This is a genomic window from Variovorax sp. N23 (genome assembly GCF_025486315.1).
GTDB lineage: Bacteria > Pseudomonadota > Gammaproteobacteria > Burkholderiales > Burkholderiaceae_C > Variovorax.
Window position 1 is genome coordinate 78179 of record NZ_JAOOPY010000007.1, and the last position, 18992, is coordinate 97170.

At 69.0% G+C, this 18992-nt stretch carries 16 protein-coding genes; 4 read left to right on the forward strand and 12 right to left on the reverse strand.

The window, feature by feature from the left end:
• The first annotated feature begins 1 nt into the window (after nucleotide 1).
• Both N8A90_RS12720 and N8A90_RS12725 read left to right on the forward strand, forming a co-directional pair.
• Complete coding sequence (locus N8A90_RS12720) at nucleotides 2-1732, forward strand: ABC transporter ATP-binding protein (RefSeq protein ID WP_262075270.1); 1731 nt, start codon at nucleotides 2-4, stop codon at nucleotides 1730-1732.
• 29 nt (nucleotides 1733-1761) lie between these two features.
• Complete coding sequence (locus N8A90_RS12725) at nucleotides 1762-2058, forward strand: cupin domain-containing protein (protein WP_262075271.1); 297 nt, start codon at nucleotides 1762-1764, stop codon at nucleotides 2056-2058.
• Nucleotides 2059-2130: 72 nt separating this feature from the next.
• Here the strand turns inward: N8A90_RS12725 and N8A90_RS12730 are convergent, their stop codons facing one another.
• The 7 genes from N8A90_RS12730 to N8A90_RS12760 all read right to left on the reverse strand — a co-directional run bounded on the left by N8A90_RS12730 (nucleotide 2131) and on the right by N8A90_RS12760 (nucleotide 11056).
• Nucleotides 2131-2910 carry an HAD-IIB family hydrolase gene (locus N8A90_RS12730; RefSeq protein WP_262075272.1) on the reverse strand — a complete coding sequence of 260 codons (780 nt, stop codon included), beginning with the start codon at nucleotides 2908-2910 and terminating at the stop codon, nucleotides 2131-2133.
• Nucleotides 2911-2960: 50 nt separating this feature from the next.
• Nucleotides 2961-4253: an acyl-CoA dehydrogenase family protein gene (locus tag N8A90_RS12735; RefSeq protein ID WP_262075273.1), complete on the reverse strand. Its 1293-nt coding sequence runs from the start codon at nucleotides 4251-4253 to the stop codon at nucleotides 2961-2963.
• 101 nt (nucleotides 4254-4354) lie between these two features.
• Nucleotides 4355-5248 (reverse strand): NAD(P)H-binding protein, encoded by an 894-nt coding sequence (locus tag N8A90_RS12740; RefSeq protein WP_262075274.1) that lies wholly within the window; start codon nucleotides 5246-5248, stop codon nucleotides 4355-4357.
• Entirely contained in the window at nucleotides 5245-6336 is a 1092-nt protein-coding gene (locus N8A90_RS12745) for an ABC transporter substrate-binding protein (protein WP_262075275.1), read from the reverse strand. Before N8A90_RS12745 ends, N8A90_RS12740 begins: the two co-directional genes overlap by 4 nt.
• Nucleotides 6337-6354: 18 nt before the next feature.
• The gene (locus N8A90_RS12750) at nucleotides 6355-7995 is read right to left on the reverse strand and encodes an ABC transporter substrate-binding protein (protein WP_262075276.1); all 1641 of its coding nucleotides are present in this window, start codon (nucleotides 7993-7995) and stop codon (nucleotides 6355-6357) included.
• A complete protein-coding gene (locus N8A90_RS12755; RefSeq protein ID WP_262075277.1) occupies nucleotides 7992-9524 on the reverse strand; it encodes an amidase in 1533 nt (510 codons plus the stop codon). The genes N8A90_RS12750 and N8A90_RS12755 overlap by 4 nt, the downstream gene beginning before the upstream one ends.
• Before the next feature lie 5 nt (nucleotides 9525-9529).
• The gene (locus N8A90_RS12760) at nucleotides 9530-11056 is read right to left on the reverse strand and encodes an ABC transporter substrate-binding protein (RefSeq protein ID WP_262075477.1); all 1527 of its coding nucleotides are present in this window, start codon (nucleotides 11054-11056) and stop codon (nucleotides 9530-9532) included.
• A gap of 288 nt (nucleotides 11057-11344) precedes the next feature.
• Between N8A90_RS12760 and N8A90_RS12765 the strand changes: the two genes are divergently transcribed.
• On the forward strand, nucleotides 11345-12529 hold the full coding sequence (locus N8A90_RS12765; RefSeq protein WP_262075278.1) for an LLM class flavin-dependent oxidoreductase: 1185 nt from the start codon (nucleotides 11345-11347) through the stop codon (nucleotides 12527-12529).
• A gap of 44 nt (nucleotides 12530-12573) precedes the next feature.
• Nucleotides 12574-13599: an aldo/keto reductase gene (locus N8A90_RS12770; RefSeq protein ID WP_262075478.1), complete on the forward strand. Its 1026-nt coding sequence runs from the start codon at nucleotides 12574-12576 to the stop codon at nucleotides 13597-13599.
• A gap of 21 nt (nucleotides 13600-13620) precedes the next feature.
• On the opposite strand, the gene N8A90_RS12775 is transcribed toward N8A90_RS12770, so the two are convergent.
• From N8A90_RS12775 to N8A90_RS12795, 5 genes are read right to left on the reverse strand one after another with little or no spacing between them, the layout of a single operon-like run.
• On the reverse strand, nucleotides 13621-14454 hold the full coding sequence (locus N8A90_RS12775; RefSeq protein ID WP_262075279.1) for an ABC transporter ATP-binding protein: 834 nt from the start codon (nucleotides 14452-14454) through the stop codon (nucleotides 13621-13623).
• A gap of 4 nt (nucleotides 14455-14458) precedes the next feature.
• Nucleotides 14459-15466: an ABC transporter ATP-binding protein gene (locus N8A90_RS12780; protein WP_262075280.1), complete on the reverse strand. Its 1008-nt coding sequence runs from the start codon at nucleotides 15464-15466 to the stop codon at nucleotides 14459-14461.
• Nucleotides 15463-16299, reverse strand: coding sequence for an ABC transporter permease (locus N8A90_RS12785; protein WP_262075281.1), 837 nt, complete (start codon nucleotides 16297-16299; stop codon nucleotides 15463-15465). The genes N8A90_RS12780 and N8A90_RS12785 overlap by 4 nt, the downstream gene beginning before the upstream one ends.
• Nucleotides 16296-17327, reverse strand: a complete 1032-nt coding sequence (locus tag N8A90_RS12790; RefSeq protein WP_262075283.1) for an ABC transporter permease — start codon at nucleotides 17325-17327, stop codon at nucleotides 16296-16298. The genes N8A90_RS12785 and N8A90_RS12790 overlap by 4 nt, the downstream gene beginning before the upstream one ends.
• The gene (locus N8A90_RS12795; RefSeq protein WP_262075284.1) at nucleotides 17324-18949 is read right to left on the reverse strand and encodes an ABC transporter substrate-binding protein; all 1626 of its coding nucleotides are present in this window, start codon (nucleotides 18947-18949) and stop codon (nucleotides 17324-17326) included. Before N8A90_RS12795 ends, N8A90_RS12790 begins: the two co-directional genes overlap by 4 nt.
• Nucleotides 18950-18992: the final 43 nt, after the last annotated feature.

Here is an 18992-nt window from a genome sequence, read left to right on the forward strand (position 1 = left end):
GATGACGCTCCAACAAGTCGAATCCGTCACACCGTTGCTCGAGGTGCGCGACCTGAATGTCTTCTTCCACGGATCGAGTGGCCCGATTCAGGCCGTGCGCGGTCTCGACCTGACGCTGCAGCGCGGCGAGACGGTTGCGCTGGTGGGCGAGTCGGGCTGCGGCAAGTCGACCACCGCACTCGCGTTGCTCCGGCTGCTTGCACCCGGTGCCGTGTTGCGCGGCAGTATCCACTTCGACGGACGCGACATCCTCGCGCTGTCGCCTGCCGAACTACGCGACGTGCGCGGCCGTGAGATCGCGATGATCTTCCAGGAGCCGATGACCTCGCTGAACCCGGTGCACACCATCGGCGCGCAGATCGAGGAGATCCTGCGCCGGCACGAAAGGCTGTCGGCCCTCGCTGCTCGCAAGCGCGCCATCGAGCTGCTCGACCTCGTGCGCATCCCCGAGCCGCACCAGCGCATCGACGACCATCCGCACAACCTCTCGGGCGGCCAGCGCCAACGGGTGATGATTGCCATGGCCGTGGCCTGCAAGCCGCGCCTGCTGGTGGCCGACGAGCCGACCACCGCGCTCGATGTGACCATCCAGGCGCAGATTCTCGAACTGCTCGACGGCCTGCGCCGCGATCTGGACATGGCGCTGTTGCTCATCACGCACGACCTGGGCCTCGTGGCCCAATGGGCCGACCGCGTGGCGGTGATGTATGGCGGGGAGAAGGTGGAGGAGGCGCCGACGTCGAAGCTCTTCGCCGCACCGTCCCACGCCTACACCCGCGGCCTGCTGGGCGCCTCGCTGCATGCCGGCAGCGCGCTCCACTATGCCGACGCGCGCCTGCCGGAGATCCAGACACGCCTCGACCCCGTGACTGGTGTGCGCGACTTTGCCCTGCACGTGCCTGCGCCCGGTTCCACCGTGCGCGCCTTGCCCGTGCGGACTGCCGCTGGCGAGCCGCTGCTGTCGGTGCAGGACCTGCGCACCGACTACCCGAAACGCGGCGGCGGCGTGTTGCACGCGGTGGACGGTGTGTCCTTCGATATCCGCGCGGGCGAGACCGTGGGGCTGGTGGGCGAGTCCGGTTGCGGCAAATCGACGCTGTCGCGGACGCTGCTGCGACTGGTGAACCCGGCGTCGGGCCGCATCGTGTTCGACGGCACCGACATCGCGCCGCTGTCCGAGAAGGCCCTCAAGCCGTGGCGCCGCCGTGTGCAGATGGTGTTCCAAGACCCGTACGCGTCGCTCAATCCGAGGCGCAGCGTGTTCGACATCATCGAGTCGGTGCTGAAGGTGCACGGCGTGTCCGACCGCGCGGAGCGGCGCAACCGCATCGCTGCCATGCTGGAGCGCGTGGGCTTGCCGGTCGATGCAGGTCGGCGTTTTCCCAACGAGTTCTCGGGCGGGCAGCGCCAGCGCATCGGCATCGCACGCGCCCTGGTGCTGCGGCCTTCGCTGATCGTGCTCGACGAGCCGGTGTCGGCGCTCGACGTATCCGTGCAGGCGCAGATCCTGAACCTGCTGGTCGAGTTGAAGGAGGACTTCGGCCTGTCGTACCTCTTTATCTCGCACGACCTCTCGGTGGTGCGCTACATCGCCGACCGTGTGATGGTGATGAACAAGGGAAAGATCGTCGAGACCGGCAGCCACCGCGACATCTGGGAGCGGCCGCAGCATCCGTACACGCGCAGCCTCATCGCAGCGGTGCCGGGGGCGGACCAGCGCAAGGCCGCCTGATCGGCATTGGTGCACTCCAGGCGTCTCGCATGCACAAGATCGATCTCAAAGCCGCTGCGTCAGCCCTCCCGCGCGCCTGGTCCTCGACCATCGTGGGGAAGGCTGCCGGTGCGAACTTCAAAGTACTGCGCATGGACAGCGGTGCTTATCCAATCGAACGTCATGCGTTCGACGAAGCGCTGTTCGTGGTGGAGGGGAAAATGAACCTCGCCATTCAAGGTCATGTCGTCGCAGTGCGCGCAGGCGAAGTCTTCATCGTTCCTTCAGGGACCCCGCATGCGGTGGCGCCGGGCAGCAGCGGTACGCTGGTCATCATCGACAGGTAGTCGCGAGAATATCTCTCTCAGGTAGTGCTCCATGCTGCACGGCGGGCCACGTCGAGCAAGGGGCAGGGTGCCCTACCGACCGGCCAGTACCGCTTCGGCCGTCTGGACGAATCCAGCACCGCCGGGACCTGCGGCGATCCAGTTGGGCCACGTGGGAATCTCGCTCAGGTACTCCCGTACGGTGCTCATGCCAACGGTATGGCGGAAGAAACCGAACATCGGCGCGTCATTGGTCGAATCGCCGGCGTAGAGCACTGCATCGCGCTGCGCATCGATGTCCACTCCATAGTTCTCCACCATCACACGCCGCGTCATCGCCAGCTTGTCATAGCCGCCCAACCAGCCGAGCACCCACAGGTTGTTGACCGTGGCGTCCGCGCCTTCGGCGTGCAGTGCTTCGACCAGGTGCCGTGTCGCCGCCTTGTCCTGAGGCCGCGCAAAAGCCAGGCTGGTTTGGCGGAACGGTTGGTCGTCGGCATGCGTGGCTTCCGGAACACGGTGGCGCACGCTGTGGCCGATGGCCTCCAGCCGGCCGCGCATGGTCGCCAGTTGATCCGGTCCATGCCAGAACGTGCGCATCACGCCATGCCCGTCCGGCGTGCGCCGAAAGAACAGGCCCCCGTTCTCGCCGATCACGCCGTCCACTGGCCACATCCGCGCCATCTGGTCGCACCAGCCGGCGGGCGCGGCGGTGACGGGAATCACCTTGATGCCGGCGGCTTGCAGTTGCTCCAGGGCAGCGTAGGTTGCAGCGGACAGCCTGCCTTGGTGGGTCAGCGTCTCGTCCATGTCCGTCAGGACGAAGCGCACCGAGCGAAATGTCTCCGGCGGTGCCGCGGACAGTGCCTGCATCTGTTTCTCCGTGGGTTCGCGTTCCGTCGACGCGTCAGCAGTTGCGCACACTAGAACGACCCTGTCGTCGGCGGCCCTTCTGCCTTGAGATGCCAAGCCCCCGAAGCCGCCGCCTTCCATTGCCGCGGGTTGTGGTTGGCCACCGTGCGCGCATTGCGCCAGTGGCGGTCGATGTTGTGGCGGCGGTCGGTGGCTGACGCGCCGCCGACGTCGAAGGCCAGCTCGCTGGCGCGCAGCGCGGCTTCCACGGCGAAATACTGCGCCTGGGCCACCGCCACCGAGGCTTCGGTCAGCGCGGCGTTGCTGAGGTCATCCGCCCAGGCGGCGTCGATCGCGTCGGCGGCGCGCAGCACGGTGGCTTCGGCGGCGTAGGCCTGCGATGCGATCTGGCCCACGGTTTCCTGCACGTAGGGGTCGTCGACCGACCGGCTGGCGCTGCTGTGCCGGATCGGCCGCGCATGCTCCCGCGCAAACTGCACCGCGTCGTGCAGGGCGTTGCGCGCGATGCCGGCTTCCACGGCCGCCAGGAACAGTTGGAACAGCGGATACACGGGGTTGCGCCGGTCGCGCGGGATGTAGTTCGGCCGGATCTCGTCGGCTTCGACGACCGTGTCGTGAAAGCGCGTGGTGCCGCTGGCGGTCAGGCGTTGCCCGATTGTGTCGAAGTCGTCGATCAGCTCCACGCCCGCGCGCTCGCGCGGCACGGTGAAGGCGGTCTCCTTGCCCTCGTCGTCGAGCGCGATGGAGCTGATCCAGTCGGCGTACAGGGCGCCGGTGCTGTAGTACTTGGTGCCGGTGACGCGAAACTGCGCACCGTCGCGCCGGATGCGGGCGCTGACGGCGCCGTGGGCGCCGCCGCGTTCGAGGCCGCCGTTACCGAAGATGTCCCCGGCCAGCAGGCGCGCGAAGCCACGCTGGCGTTCGGCCTCGCTGCCGGAGAACAGCAGGCTTTCGACGGTGCCGAAGTTGGGCCGCAGCGCCTGCGCGATGTTGGAGTCCACCGCCGACAGGTCGATCACGAAGCGAATGACGTCGTGCACCGACCCGCCTGGCCCACCGTAGGCCTTTGGGATGCGGAAGGTGAGCAGGCCGGCCTCGGCGATGCGGCGCACCAGCGCATAGGGCAGCTCGCGCGCCTGTTCGCGCTCGGCGGCTTCCCTGCCGATCTCGGGCAGCAGCACGGCTGCGCGAGCGAACAGTTCGGCGGCATCGGCGGCAGCGGGCGCGCTGTTGCGACGCGGTGCGGGGTGAGGATTCGAGGGGATGGGGGAGGGTTCGGCGATCGGGGAGGCGGTGCCGGCGACAGCGTGGTTCACGCGCTCGGCTTCGGTGTGGAGAGACATGGGGTTCCTGGGGGCGAGCCCCAAATCGTAGGTCGTCGACGTCCGATCGTTTAGCAGGAATCAGGATAAGTAAATGCGGGGAGCGTGCTGGCGCGGCCGGGTCAGGGTGCGGTCTTTGGCGCGAGCAGTTCGTCCAGATAGGCGGCCACGGTGCGCGGCGGGCGGCCGAGCACCTGCGTCACGGTGTCGGTCGTGCCGGCCGCTTCACCGGCGCCGATCAGGCGAGCGAACTGCGCGTGGACTTCGGCGATGTAGGGCGAAGGCGCCTGTGCGATGCGCTCGCGTTGCGCCTGCGCCGACAAGGGCACGGCCGCGATGGGCCGTCCGGTGATCCGCGCGGCGATCCGGGCGATCTCGCGGTAGCCCACGGCCTCGGCGCCGGTCAGCACCCAGGGCGCCGAGGCGTCGCCTGACTCGGCTGTCGATTCGTACAAGGCCTCCACTGCCACGTCCGCGATGTCGCGTGCATCGATGAAGGCGACTTGCGGATCGCCCGGTGGCGCCTGAAGCACGTCGCCGGCCGCGAGCTCTGCGGGCACGCGCGCGAGCATCACCTGCAGCCATGCGTTGGGCCGCAACACGCGGTGCGCGATGCCCGAGCGATGCAAGGACGCCTCGATCTGTGCATGCGCATCGCCCGACAGCGAGCGGCCCGGCGGCTCGAGGGTCCAGTGAGATCCCGACAGCTTGACGATGCGGCGAACCCCGGCGGCCGCGGCGGCTTCGATGACGGCAATCTGTTCGGTGGCCAACGTGGGCGTGATCGGCGACAGCAGGAACAGGTGGGTGCTGCCGTCCAGCGCCCGGCGCAACGCGTCGGCGTCGCCGAAGTCGCCGATGGCAGCTTCGACACCCTGGTCGCGCCATGCTGGCGCCAGGGCGTGCTGGCGGGTGAGCGCGCGAACGTGCGCACCGCGCGCAAGCAGCCGGGGCAACAGCAGCCGGCCCAGACGCCCGGACGCGCCCGTCACGAGAATACGGGGCGCCGCGCTCACGCGGCGGCCGCCACTGATTCGAGCGCGGGCTTCTGCGCGCCTTGCGCCTGCAGTGCACGCAGCGGCGCCGAGTCGACCCAGGCGCCGAGGTCGAAGTCGGCTGGCAGAAACCCCCATGCCAGCAGGAAGTCCTTGAAGTGCCCGATCGCTTCGACCAGGGGTGCTTCCAGCCCGATGTGCAAGTGACGGTGCACATCGGGGCCGTTCGACGCCAGCACCGCGTCTTCACTGGTGGCGATTTCGCGGGCCACGAAGCGAACGGTCTCGTCGGGGTGCGCTTCGGCCCAGCGGCCTGCGCGCGCGACCACGTCGAGCAGCCGCACCACCAGGTCCGGGCGCTGCTGCGACAACGCGTCGTCGACCGTCAGCACGCGCGGCGTGCCGTTGTTGATGCGCACCTTCGGGTCGGGATGGTTGCCGAACTCGGCCACCACCTGCGCCCCGATGAGGTTGGCGACGACGACGCCTTCCGCGCCCTTGACGAAGATCGCGTCCGCCTCGCCGCGCACCAGCGCATCCACCTCGCGGAAGTACGGATGCCGCCGCCGCAGCCCGAACAGGCTGGGCTCGCCCTGCGCGACGATCACGGACTCCTCGATCGGCAGGTCGACCAGCGTCAGGTCAGCAGTCGTGAGCCCGGCCAACGACAGCCCGGACACCACGCCCTTCAATGCCGTGGCGCGATGGAAGTCGATCAGGTCATTGACGCGTCGCGGCACCGCGAAGCGCTTGCCGGCCAGATGCTCGAGCGACGAGATACCGCGGCCCGGCAACGTGACGATGGCCTGGAATTCGTCGGTCCAGGTGATGGCGACGAGCCGTGTGGCGCGCCCGTTCGACCGCGCCCAGATCGGCGGGATGTTGCCGCCCTGGCGAAAGGACCAGGCCAGGTGATGGTCGAAGTGACTCTCGCGAATGCTGCGGTCCTTCGAGTCGATGATCGACTCGACGGCGATGCCTTCCTCGGCGAAGGTCTCCGCCAGCCAGCCCTGGCGCGCGGCGATGCCCAGCGGCGAGGGCACCGGGCAGCGGGTGTACCAGAGCACGTCGGGGCTTGTTGTGGAAGCTGGAGATGCGGTGGTGGACATGGGATGTTCTCCGATCGTTCAGGCGCCGATCCAGGCGCCCGCCAGGTTGCCGGCGATGCCGTCGGCGCTCACCGTGTGGCCGCGCACGCGGCGATCGGCGATGGTGTAGTTGTCGAGTGCCAGCAGCGTGATGTCGGGCAGGTCGCGCACGATGTGGCGCTGGAACTCGGCAAAGGCCTGTCGGCGCAAGCCTTCGTCCACCTCGACCGCGGCGGCCTCGAGGAGCCGGTCGACCTCGGGGTTGCTGTAGCCCGAGCCGTTGGAGAAGGGCAGGCCCTTCTTGAAGTTCTTCGACCAGTAGAGCCGCTGGATGCCGACGGTCGGGTCGAAGGTGTTGCTCATCACGCTCACATGCAGGTCGAAGGCACGGTCGGCGTACACGCGCTTGACGTAGGTCGCGAAGTCCTGCGAGTTGATGGTCACCTCGATGCCGATGCGGCCGAGACTCTGCTTCAGGTACTCCGCGGTGCGCTGCCCGCCCTCGTTGGGAATCGGCGTCAATGCGAGCTTCAGCCGCAGGTTGGCGCCGGCCTTGCCGCGCGTGAGACCGGCGGCGTCGAGCAGCGCCTCGGCCTGCTTCGTGTCGTACGGCAGAACCGGCAGGTCGGGCACGTAGTACTTCTTGAGAGCGGGATGTACCGGCCCGGGAATGAGCTGCCCCTGGCCGTACCACACGGTCTTCTGCACCACCTGCCGGTTTATGGCGTGCGCGATAGCCTGGCGCACCCGCAGATCCTGCAGCGCCGGGTTCTCGAGATTGAACTCGACGCGCGAAACGTTGTTGATGTATTGGTAGCCGTTGGGCTCGAACACCAGGTTCGGCTTGGCGCGCAGCCGTTCCACGTCACCCAGCGGCACTGGTGTGCCGGGGGCGAGGTGTACCTCACCCTTCTCGATGGCCGCTGCGCGCGCCGCCGCATCGGGAATGAACCGCACGATGAGCCGGTCGACATAGGGGCGCGGCGCGTCCCAGTAGTTCGGGTTGCGCTCGTAGGTCACGTGGCTGCCGCGCACCCACTCCTTGAAGATAAACGGCCCGGTGCCGATGGGCGCGTTGTTGGCCGGGTTGGCGTCGGCCTTGCCGTTCTCGTAGAGATGCTTCGGCACGATCGGCGACTCGGAGGCCGAGAGCGCGGTGATCAGGTAGGGCACCGGCTTCGACAGCACCAGCACGGCGGTGAACTCGTCCGGCGTGCGCACCTCGGCCACGCTGGAAAACGTGGCGCGCCCGCGCGGGTGGTACTGCTTGAGCAGGCCGATGGAGTGCGCGACGTCGGCCGAGGTGAAGGGTTTGCCGTCGTGCCACTTCACGCCGCGGCGCAGCGTGAAGGTGTATTGCAGGCCGTCGCTGCTCACCGACCAGGCGGTGGCCAACTGCGGCTGCGGCGCCAGGTCGAAGTCGTAGCGCAGCAGTCCCTCGGTGACCTTGGCCGAGACCAGCACCGACGCGCCGGCCGAATGCGCGATGGTGGTGAGCGTCGGTGGCTCGGGGTCGATCAGGACGGTGAGCGTGCCGCCGCGCACCGGGGCGCCGAGGGCGTCGGCTGCAGATGCCGGCGGTCCTTGGGCCCACACTGATTCCAGGCCTGCCAGACCGGCGAGGCCGAGGCTCGCGCTGCCCTGCAGGAAGACCCGGCGACCGATGGCGTTCCGGCTCATGGCTGCGACGCCTCGTTCGCCGGGGCCGTGTCATACCCGGGTGGCGCCACGAAGCCGCCGTACACCTGCTCGAGCAGGTGCGCGAAGGCGATGGTCGTCCGGTCTTCGAGGTACGGCCCCACGGCCTGCACGCTCACCGGCAGGCCGTCTGAGTCCAGACCGACCGGAAAGCTCGTGGCCGGCAGGCCGGGCAGCACCGGCAGGCCTGCCCAATGGAACAGATCGAGAAAGCGCACCTCGCGTGTGCCGTCGTCGAACGCGATGGGGTAGGTGCGCGCGTCCTTCGGATCGCTGTGGTTGTGGCGGAAGGCGGGTAGCGGCGCTACCGGTGTCACGACCACGTCGAAGGCGTCGAAGAAGCGCTCCCACTGGTGGCGCAGCACATGGCGCGCCTCGTTGTCGCGCAGCCATTCGGTGTGCCGCAGCGTCGACGCGCGCAGCCACGCCGCGTCGGCGCTGTCGTCGTCGGGTGACAGCGCTTCGAGCCGCTTCTGCGCCGCATCGCTCAGCGCCGGCGGCGAGGCGAGCGACGAGCCCAGCAGGCTGCGGTAGAGGCGGTGCGACTGCGCGAGATCGGGCAGCAGCCCTGGTGTCAGTTCCGAGGGACGGCTCACCTGCACGCCCTGCGTGCGCAGGCGCTCCACCACGCGCTCGACCACCAGCGCCTCGTGCAGGCTGCGCGGGCTGCCGGGCCATTGGTCGATCACCAGCACGCGGAAGTCCTTGAGCTGCGTGTGGCGTGCGGGCGGTAGGTTCGCCTTCCAGGCCTTCGCGGCCAGCGGCTCGAGGTTGAGCAGCAGGTCCAGTGCGAGTTCCAGGTCAGCCGCGGTGCGCGCCAGCGGGCCGGCAACGGTCAGGTCGCGGTCGGCCCGGCGGCCCGACGGCACGCCGGTTCCGCCCAGCGCGACCAGCCCCACCGTCGGCTTGTGGCCGTACACGCCGGTGAAGTGCGCCGGGATGCGGATCGAGCCGCCGATGTCGGTGCCCAGCTCCAGCGCCACGTAGCCTGCCGCGAGCGCTGCGGCCGAGCCGCCCGAGGAGCCGCCCGGCGTGCGCGTGGTGTCCCATGGATTGCTGCTCACGCCGTAGATCGCGTTGTAGCTCTGCAGGTCGGCCAGCGCGAGCGGTACGTTGCTCTTGCCGACGATCACCGCGCCGGCCCGCCGCAGCGCGGCCACGGCCAAGGCGTCGTGCGCGGCCACGTTGTCCGCATAGTCCGGGTTGCCGCTGCTGGTGACGAAGCCGGCCACGTCGAAGGATTCCTTGACCGTGATCGGCACGCCCAGCAGCGGCCGGCGTTCGCCCCGCGCGAGTGCGGCATCCGCCTCCCGGGCGGCCGCACGGGCGGCCTCGTCGTTGCGCACGACCACGGCGTTGATGTCGCGGTCGAAGCGGTCGATGCGCGCAAGCACGTGTTCGAGCAGTTCGGCAGCCGTCACACGGCCGGCGGCCAGCGCCTCGGCCTGTTCGCGTGCGCTCGCGAAGGTCAGGGACTCCAGAAGGGCGTGTGGCAGGGTGTGCGTCATCATGGCGTTCACTTCTTCGGTTCGACCCAAGCGTCGGCGAGGTCGCCGGCCGCGAGGTCGATGCTGTTGTAGAAGTCGTGCACGCGCTTGTTGAGCACATGGATCGAGGGCACGGTGACGAGTGGCAGCACCGGGAGCTCCCGGCCCACGATCTGCTGGATCTGCTTGAACTGCACGGCGCGCCGGCTCGCATCGACCTCCACGGCCGCCTGGCGGAAAAGCTCGTCGACCTGCGGGTTGTCGTAGTGCGCGCCGTTGATCCAGATCAGCGGGTTGCGCACGCCGTCCCCCCAGTAAAAGCGCTGCACTCCCACCGTCGGGTCGAACAGGCGGCCCAGGCCGTTGATGTTGATGTCGAAGTCGCGCGTGGCGTACACGCGCTTGAGGAAGGTCGGCAGGTCGCCGTCGACCACCTCGACCTTGATGCCCACACGCGCCAGCGCCGAGCGCAGGTAGTCGGTGGTGCGCTTGAACTCCGCGCCGGGGATGTAGCTCAGGCGCAGCGAAAAGCGCTGGCCGTTGGCCTGCTTGGGCTGGCCCGCCTCATCCAGCAGCCGGTTGGCGGCCGCCACGTCGAAGGGGTAGCGGAAGGTGCTGTCGTCGTAGTAGTCGGACAGCACGCGCGGCACGGGCGAATTCACCACCTCCGCGCGTTTGTAGTAGATGGTGTTGCGGATGAAGTTGCGGTCGATGGCCTGCGCGATGGCGTGTCGCACCTGGGGCTTCGCCAGCACCGGGTTCTCGACGTTGAACTCGAGGAAGGACGCGTTGTTCAGGAAGCCGTCGTAGCTGTCGTCCACCTTGAGCTTCGGGTTCGTGGCCAGGCGCTCCAGGTCGGCCAGGGCGACGCCCTGGGCCACGTCGACTTCCCCGGTCTCGATCGCGGTGGAGAGTGCGGCGGGATCGCGAATGAACTTCACGATCACGCGGTCCAGGTGCGGGAAGCCTTTGCGCCAATAGGCGGGGTTCTTGCGCAACACCAGATGGCTACCGCGCACCCATTCCTCGAACACGAAGGGGCCGGTGCCCACGGGCGCCGTGATGTTGGGATTGCCGAGCGGCTCGCCGTCGGCGTAGCGGTGCGCCGGCACGATCGGCAGTTCGGCCGACGACAGCGCCTTGAGCAGGAAGGGCGCGGGCTTGCTCAGCACGATCACGGCGGTGAGCGGATCGGGGGCGTCCACGCGCTCCACATTGGCCAGCGTGATGCGACCGCGCGGGCCCTGCTTCTTCTGCGTCAGCACCGAGTAGCGCACGTCTTCGGCAGTGAAGTCGCGGCCGTCGTGGAACTTCACGCCGGGGCGCAGCTTGAAGCTGTACTTCAGGCCGTCGGCGCTCACGGTCCACGCGGTCGCCAGCAGCGGCTGCGGGTTGAACTTCGCGTCGTAGCGCAGCAGGCCTTCGGTGACCTTGGCGCTCACGTTGCGGTTGTCGGTCTTGGTGTCGAGGAAGGAGACCAAGGACGTGGGTTCCTGCACCACCGCATAGGTCAGCGTGCCGCCGTCCACCGGCGTGGGCGCCTTCGTCTGCGCCATGGCCGTGAAGGGAAGGGCTGCCAATGCCAGGTGGAGCAACTGCGGATTGAACTTCAGTTTCTTGAGCAGGGAAGAAAGCATGGGAGGGGTCGCCGTATCGGCGTTGTGCGCATAAGGGCAGACGATGGTCTTTGAAAACCGGGCCGGCACTTAGCATTTTTTCGAGCTTCCTCATGCGGTGGCGCATGGTTGCCTGCAGCACGCCAGCCGAATTTAGATATGCGGATTCCGGACGTGCCAATTCGCTGGCGGCTGCTCAGAATCCAGCCCCTGGAAGGTAATTTCAAGATGTCCCTGACCCACCGCCCCGGCGCCATCGCCGGGTGGGAGCGCTTTGCCGCACCGACCGAATTCAGCGCCAGTCCGATTTCCCAGGCGTTCAGGCAGCCGGTGCTGCTCGGGCTGTTCCTGCCGATCCAGGCCGGCGGCTGGAGTGCATCGACGCTGCCGCGCACCACCGACTGGCGCTTCGACTACAACAGGGATCTCGTGCTGCACGCCGAGCGCCTGGGCTTCGACCTGGTGTTCGCGCTCTCGCAATGGCTGCCCAAGGGCGGCTATGGCGGCGTCTTCAACGGCCAGGCGCTCGACTCGTTCATGACCACGGCCGCGCTCACCGCGGTGACGAGCCGCATCCTGCTGATCTCGACCATCCATGTGCTCTACGGCCCGCTGCATCCGCTGCACCTGGCCAAGTACGCCGCCACGCTCGACCACATCTCGGGCGGGCGCTGGGGCATCAACGTGGTCACGGGCCACCGCGTGGTCGAGCACGAGATGTTCGGCTCGCAGCGCATTGCGCACGACCGGCGCTACGAGCTGGCGGCCGAGTTCCTCGAAGCCGTCCAGCGCCTGTGGGCCGACACCGAGAACTGGTCGTTCCAGGGCGAATCGTCCTGGAAGCTCGACGGCGCCTTCGTGACGCCCAAGCCGCATTACGGGCGGCCGGTGCTGGTGAACGCCACGGGGTCCGACGCGGGTATCGCGTTCGCCGCGCGCTATTCGGACATCGTCTTCATCACCAGCCCGAGCGGCTCCAGCTTCGCGAGCGCGATCGAGGCCTTGCCCGCACACACGGCCCGCGTCAAGCAGGTGGCGCGCGACGTGGGGCGCGAGGTGCGCACGCTGCTCAACCCGATGGTCATCAGCCGCGAGACCGAGCGCGAGACCTGGGACTACCACGACGCCATCGTCGCGCACGTCGACAGCGATCCGAGTGTTCACTTCAGCCGCTTCGACAGCGATGCGCACGCTTGGCGCGGCCGCGTGGGCAACGACGCGCCCAAGCGCCGCGCCATCGGGGGCAACGTGGAGGTCATCGGCACGCCCGAGCAGGTGGTCGAACAGTTCGTGCAGCTCAAGCGCGCGGGCATCGACGGCCTGCAACTGAGCTTCTTCGACTTCAAGCCCGACCTCGAATTCTTCGGCGACCGCATCCTGCCGCTGATGAAGCAGGCCGGGCTTCGCCTTTGACGGCCATTCCAGCGATCCACAGAAAGATTTCTTCCATGAGCAGCATCGACTACCGTCCCCTTGGCCGCAGCGGCATCTTCGTATCGCCAATCACGCTCGGCACCATGATGTTCGGCAACCAGACCGACCGCGCCACCGCACAGCGCATCACCGAGCGCGCGCTCGAGCAGGGCATCAACTTCATCGACACAGCCAATGCCTACAACAAGGGCGAGTCCGAAAGGGTGGTGGGCGAACTGGTGGCGCCGAACCGAAACCGCTGGGTGCTGGCGACCAAGTTCGCCAACTCCGACCCGGACATCGCCGGCCCCAACAATCGGAGTACGGGCCGACACGGCATCGTGCAGTCGGTGGAGGCCAGCCTCAGGCGGCTGGGCACCGACCACATCGACCTCCTGTACCTGCACCGCGAAGACCGCACCACGCCAGTTTCCGAAACCGTGCGCGCGCTGGGCGACCTGATCCGTGCCGGCAAGCTGCGCAGCTACGGGCTGTCGAACCATCCGGCCTGGAAGATCGCGGAGTTCGCCCGCACGGCCGATGCGCTGAACGTCGACCGGCCCGCCGCCACCCAGCCGCTCTACAACCTGGCCAACCGGCAGGTCGAAACCGAGCACCTGCCCGCGGCCGAGTACTACGGCGTGGGCGTGGTGTCGTACAGCCCGCTCGCACGCGGCGTGCTCACCGCCAAATACGAGCCGGGCAAGGCGCCGCCGCCGGACACGCGCGCGGGCCGCGACGACCGGCGCATCCTGCAGACCGAGTGGCGGCCCGAGTCGCTGGAGATTGCGCAGCGCGTGAAGCAACACGTGGAGGGCCGCGGCATCACGCCGGGCCAGTTCGCACTGGCCTGGGTGCTGAACAACCGGCTGGTCACTTCGGCGATCGCCGGCCCGCGCACGCTGGCGCAATGGGAAGACTACGTGCCCGCACTGCAGTACCGCTTCACCGACGAGGACGAAGCCTTGGTGAATGCGTTGGTCGTCACCGGTCATGCATCGGTGCCGGGCTTCAACGACCCGAGCCACCCATTCTTCGGCCGCCTGCCCAGGCATCGCGCGGTGGTTTGAGCGCGGCGCGGCTGCGGCGCATCACTTGCCGGGAAAGTGCGGAATGGACGCCGCCAGCGCGGCGGTGTACGGATGGCGCGGCTGGTCGAACAGCGCGTGCGCCGGGCCCTGGTCGACGATGCGGCCTTCGCGCATCACCAGCACGCGCTCGCAGAGCAGGCGCACAACGCCGAGGTCGTGCGACACGAACACGATGGCCAGGCCCAGTTCGCGCCGCAGGCGGTCAAGCAGGGCCAGCACGCCGGCTTGCACCGACACGTCGATCGCAGCGGTGGGCTCGTCGAGGATCAGCAGTTCCGGCCCCGGCCCCAGGGCGCGCGCAATGCCCACGCGCGCAGCCTGCCCGCCGGACAGTTCATGCGGGCGGCGTTGCAGCAGATCGGCACCCAGGTGCACGCGCTGCGCCACGTCCAGCACGCGATCGCGCAGCGCCTGGCCTTGCAGGCCGAGCAGCCGGCGCAGCGGGTCGGCCACGGCATCGAAGGCCGTCTTGCGCGGATCGAGACTGTCGTGCGGATCCTGGAACACCATCTGCATGCGGCGTCGCCACGGCGCCCGGGCAGCGTGGGCCGCGGCGTGCGTGGCCAGATCGATGCCGTCGAACACGATATGCCCCGACACCGGGTCGCTGAGCCGCGCGATCAGCGACACCAGGGTGGACTTGCCGCAACCCGATTCGCCGACCAGGCCCACGGCCTCGCCCCGCGCGACCGTGAAGCTCACGCCGTCGACGGCCTGCAGCCAGCGCTGCCGTTGCCGCAAGCCGCCGAAAGGCGGCATGGCAGACGCGGGCGATAGGGGATAGCGCGCGACCAGATCGCGCACGTCGAGCAAAGGCGGGTCGGCGAGGGGCATGCGTTCAGAGCGCGTCGGGCCGCGCGGATTCGAGCGCAGGGTGCCAGCACCTCAACGCGTGCCGCGGATCGATGCGGGTCCAGGGTGCCGCCTCGGTGCGGCAACGTGCGTCGCTCCGGTCGCAGCGCTCGGCGAAGCGGCAAGCGGGCAGGTCGGTGCGGGTCAGGTCCGGCAGAAGGCCGTCGACGCTGCGCAGGTCCGAGAGGGTCGGCGCCGATTGCGGCGTGGCGCGCAGCAACTGGCGGGTGTACGGATGCGCCGCGCCGCCTCGGAGCCCGGCGCTCGGCAAGGTCTCCACCAACTGGCCGGCATGCATGACCGCCACGCGCGCGCAGCGCTGCGCGGCCAGTGCCAGGTCGTGGGTGATCAGCAAGGTCGCCAGGTGATGCTCGAGCGCGAGTGCGGCGATGAGGTCGAGCACGCGGGCCTGCGTGCTCACGTCGAGGCCCGTGGTCGGCTCGTCCGCGATCAGCAGCGCGGGCTCGCCCGCCAGTGCCAGGGCGATCATCACGCGCTGGCACTGGCCGCCGGACAACTCGTGCGCATAGGCCTTGAAGCGCCGTGTCGGCTCGCTCAGCCCCACGCGCTCGATCCATGCGAGCGCTTCTCGCCGCGCCGCAGCGGCCTTCAGGCCGCGGTGCACCTGCAGCACCTGCTGCAACTGATCACCGATGGTGCGCAGCGGATGCAGCGCGCGCCTTGGGCTCTGGAACACGAAGCCGATGCGGCGTCCGCGCAGCCCTTGCCATGCGGAGGCATCGGGTTCGCCCGCACTGTTCAACAGATCGCGTCCCTGAAAGCGCAGCCGCCGCGCATGCACCTGCGCGCGCGGGTCGAGCAGGCCGGCCAGGGCCAAGGCGGTGACCGACTTGCCCGATCCGCTTTCGCCGACCAGGCCCAGCGTTTCGCCGGCCTGCAGTGTGAAGCCGACGTCGTCGAGCACGTTCACCGTGCCAGCCGGCGTGCGAAAGCGCAGCGTCAGTGCATCGACCTCGAGCAGCGGTGCGCTCATGCGTGGGCCGCCTCGGCCGCGCCGCGCGGATCGAGCAGGTCGCGTAGCGCGTCGCCCAGCAGCGTGAAGCAGCCCACGGCCGCGAACAGCGCCAGGCCCGGAAAGAAGGCCAGCCACCATTGGCCGGTGATGATGTAGGGCGCGCCTTCGCTCACCAGCACGCCCCATTCCGCCGTCGGCGGGCGCACCCCCAAGCCGATGAACGACAGGCCGGCGCCGTTGAGCAGCGCCCAGCCGAGGTTGATCGATCCCTGCACCGCCAGCACCGGCAGCACATGCGGCAGCAGCACGCCGAAGAGCAGGCGCGGCGCAGCGGTGCCACCCAGCCGCGCGGCGACCACGTAGCCGGCGTTGCGGCGGACGCTCACTTCGGTGCGAACCAGCCGAATGTAGAAGGGCAGGTTGATCAGTGCCGTCGCGTACACGATGCTGGACACGCTGTTGCCCCAGGCGGCGACCAGCGCCATCGCCACGACGAACAGCGGAAAGGCCATCAGCACGTCGACCAGCCGGCCGACCCATCGGTCGAGGCCGCCGCCGACGAAGCCGCACCACGCCCCCACGGCGCTGCCCGCGAGCAGCGACAGCACGACCGCGCCGGCCGCCATGCCCAGGTCGAGCCGCGTGGCCACGAGCACGCGCGAGAACAGGTCGCGGCCAAGGGCGTCGGTGCCGAACCAGTGCGCGGCACCGGGCGGCTGCAGACGGTTCGCGACATCGGTGGCCAGCGGATCGACGGGCGCCAGCGAGGGGCCGAGCAGCGCGGCGGCCAGGAACAGCGCGAGCAACAGCAGGCCGGACGCAGTGCCGACGCGGGGGAGCGAAATCTTCATGCGCGGGCTCCGGCGCGCGGATCGATCCGGCCGTGCAGCAGGTCGATGCCCAGGTTCACACCCACGAAGAGCAGTGCCACCAGCAGCACGAAGCCCTGCAGCGGCGCATGGTCGGAGGCCAGCAGCGCATCGAGCGCATAGCTGCCGATGCCGGGCCAGGCGAACACCTTCTCGATCACCACGTTGGCGCTCAGCATGTACGAGAACACCATGCCCGCGCCGGTGACGACCGGCAGCAGCGCCAGGTGCAGTGCGCTCGCCAGCACCGCGCGGCGCGGCAGGCCGAGAGCGCGCGCGGTGCGCACGGGGTCACTGCGCAGCACGCCGAGCAGCGATGCGCGCATGAGCCGCGCCACCGGCGAGAGCGAGAAGAGGGCCATGGCCACGGCGGGCAGCAGCAGGCGCCCGCCTGCCGACGAGAGCGCGTCCCAGCGTCCCGCCAGCGTGGCGTCGACCAGCAGGAAGCCGGTGACCGTGGGAGGCGGTGTCAGCATCGCGTCGATGCGCCCGGTCGGCTCGGGCGCCCAGCCGAGCAGGAAGTAGAAGACGTACACCAGCAGCAGTGCGATCACGAAGGTCGGCATGCAGCTGCCGCCCACGGTCAGCAGCGTGCAGGCGCGATCCCAGGCCGAGCGGGGCCGCAGCGCGGCAGCGGCGCCCAGCGGTAGTGCGATGGTCAGGGTCAGCGCGAAGGCGACGAAGGTCAGCTCGAGCGTCGCCGGCAGGCGCTGGCGCAGGTCGGTCCACACCGCTTGCCCCGTGGTGTGGGACTGCCCCCAGTCGCCCTGCGCGAGCGCCACCAGGTAGTGCCACAGCTGCACCGGCAGCGGCTGGTCCAGGCCCAGGCGGGCGCGGATCTGCGCGATCTCCTCCGGGCCGGCATTCGGCCCGGACGCCAGGAAGGCCGCCGGGTCGCCGGGCAGCACATGGGTCAGGAGGAAGGTGAAGACGACGGCGCCCAGCAACACCGGCACCGTGGCCAGCAGCCGCGTGCCGACGCGCCCCGCGAAGGTCGCGGCCGTGCTCACGAGCGTGTCAGTGGCCGGAAGTCCACCTGCCCGTGGATGTAGTAGGTGAAACCTTGAAGATCGGGCTGCAGCGCCGCCTCGAACGAGGGGAGCCACAGCGGGACCAGCGGCACCTGCTCGAAGGCGATCTCGATCGCGCGCTGGATGGCGCGGTCGTATTTCGCGCGGTCGGTTTCCCAGCGCGCCTGCTCGACCAGCTTTGCCAGTTCCTCGTTCTTGAACGAGCCGAAGTTCCAGCGCCAGTCGCCCTGGAAGAAGATGCGAAAGAAGTAGTCGGGGTCGTTGAACCAGGCCGACGAGCTGTCGATGAAGAAGGGCAGCTTCTTCTCGGTCTGCAGCGTGCCCCACTGGGCGCCGGGCACCTTCTCGATCGTCAGCTCGATGCCGATCTTCTTGAGCGCCTCCTGGATCAGCAGCGCGGCCGGCTCGGCCAGGGTGGCATCGCCCACGTTGTAGCTGAAGCTGGTCTTGAAGCCGTTCGCCAGTCCGGCCTGCGCGAGCAGCTCGCGCGCCCGCAGCAACTGCGTTTCGTAGGGATAGGGCTGCGGAAAGCGGCTGCTCGTGGGCTTGGCCGATTTCGCGCCGAAGAGCGGTTCGCCGCGGCCCAGGTTGGCGCCTCGCAGCAGCGAGGTGTAGGGCAGGGCGTAGGCGATGGCCTGGCGCACGCGCACGTCGTCGAAGGGCTTGGCCTGCGTGTTGAACGCCACGAAGCGGAAGCTGGTGGTCACGGGCACGGAGATCACCTTCGCGCGGCTCGTGTCGGTGAGCGCGTCGAGGTCTTTCGGAGGCAGCTGCAGCGCCACATCCGCATCGCCCTTGAGCAGCGCCGCCACGCGGTTCGAGGCCGAGGGCACGACCTGGAACACCGCGCGGCGTACCTGCGGCAAGGCACCGCTCTTCCAACCGTCGAAGCGCGCATAGATCACCTGCTGGCCCGGCGTGAAGTTCTCGACCCGGTAGGCGCCGCCGCCGGCCGCATTGGCCTTCACCCAATCCGCAGCCCAGGGGTCGGCTGGCGTGGCGTGCGACCTGGCGAGTTCGGCATTGAGCACCGACGCGAAGGACAGCGCCAGGTTGGGCAGCGTGTAGCGGTCGGCGCGCGGCAGCGTGATGCGGAAGGTGTGCGCGTCCACCACGCTGAACTGCGCGGGGCTCTCCAGTGAGCCGGTGGCCAGTTGCCGCTTGCTGGCGGGCAGCGAGACCGCGCGGTCGAGCGACCATTTCACGTCGTTGGCGGTGACGGGCTTGCCGTCGTGGAAGGTGGCGTCGCGGCGTAGCTTGAAGGTCAGCGTGCGGCCATCGGCGGACTGCTCGAAGCTCTCGGCCAGCTCGCCGCGCAGGCGCCCATAGTCGTACTTGAACACCCCCGGCGATACCTGCACCCGATCGAAGTTGATCAGCCGGTCGTACACGTTGGTGAAGAGCCCGAGCGACTCGCGGCTCACGCCTTCGCCATGCGGATCCTGCGAGTTGGGCGCGCCTTCAGCGAGCACGCGCACGGTCTCCTTGCGGGACTGGGCGATTGCGGTGAGCGGCAGTCCGAGGCCGGTGGTGGCGATGGCGCCACCCGCGCCGACGGAGACGAAGGCACTGCCTTGTTGGATGAAGCGGCGACGGTCCATGGTGAAGGTCTTCTTTCGGTGAGGGGGAAGGGCGTTGTGCGAG

Bases quoted from the DNA above. Each gene is read 5' to 3' on its own strand.
- N8A90_RS12780 (WP_262075280.1), bottom strand. From the start codon at position 15,466: ATGAGCGCACCGCTGCTCGAGGTCGATGCACTGACGCTGCGCTTTCGC.
- N8A90_RS12755 (WP_262075277.1), bottom strand. From the start codon at position 9,524: ATGATGACGCACACCCTGCCACACGCCCTTCTGGAGTCCCTGACCTTC.
- N8A90_RS12745 (WP_262075275.1), bottom strand. From the start codon at position 6,336: ATGTCCACCACCGCATCTCCAGCTTCCACAACAAGCCCCGACGTGCTC.
- N8A90_RS12730 (WP_262075272.1), bottom strand. From the start codon at position 2,910: ATGCAGGCACTGTCCGCGGCACCGCCGGAGACATTTCGCTCGGTGCGC.
- N8A90_RS12735 (WP_262075273.1), bottom strand. From the start codon at position 4,253: ATGTCTCTCCACACCGAAGCCGAGCGCGTGAACCACGCTGTCGCCGGC.
- N8A90_RS12760 (WP_262075477.1), bottom strand. From the start codon at position 11,056: ATGGCGCAGACGAAGGCGCCCACGCCGGTGGACGGCGGCACGCTGACC.
- N8A90_RS12785 (WP_262075281.1), bottom strand. From the start codon at position 16,299: ATGAAGATTTCGCTCCCCCGCGTCGGCACTGCGTCCGGCCTGCTGTTG.
- N8A90_RS12765 (WP_262075278.1), top strand. From the start codon at position 11,345: ATGTCCCTGACCCACCGCCCCGGCGCCATCGCCGGGTGGGAGCGCTTT.
- N8A90_RS12750 (WP_262075276.1), bottom strand. From the start codon at position 7,995: ATGAGCCGGAACGCCATCGGTCGCCGGGTCTTCCTGCAGGGCAGCGCG.
- N8A90_RS12795 (WP_262075284.1), bottom strand. From the start codon at position 18,949: ATGGACCGTCGCCGCTTCATCCAACAAGGCAGTGCCTTCGTCTCCGTC.
- N8A90_RS12720 (WP_262075270.1), top strand. From the start codon at position 2: ATGACGCTCCAACAAGTCGAATCCGTCACACCGTTGCTCGAGGTGCGC.
- N8A90_RS12775 (WP_262075279.1), bottom strand. From the start codon at position 14,454: ATGCCCCTCGCCGACCCGCCTTTGCTCGACGTGCGCGATCTGGTCGCG.
- N8A90_RS12725 (WP_262075271.1), top strand. From the start codon at position 1,762: ATGCACAAGATCGATCTCAAAGCCGCTGCGTCAGCCCTCCCGCGCGCC.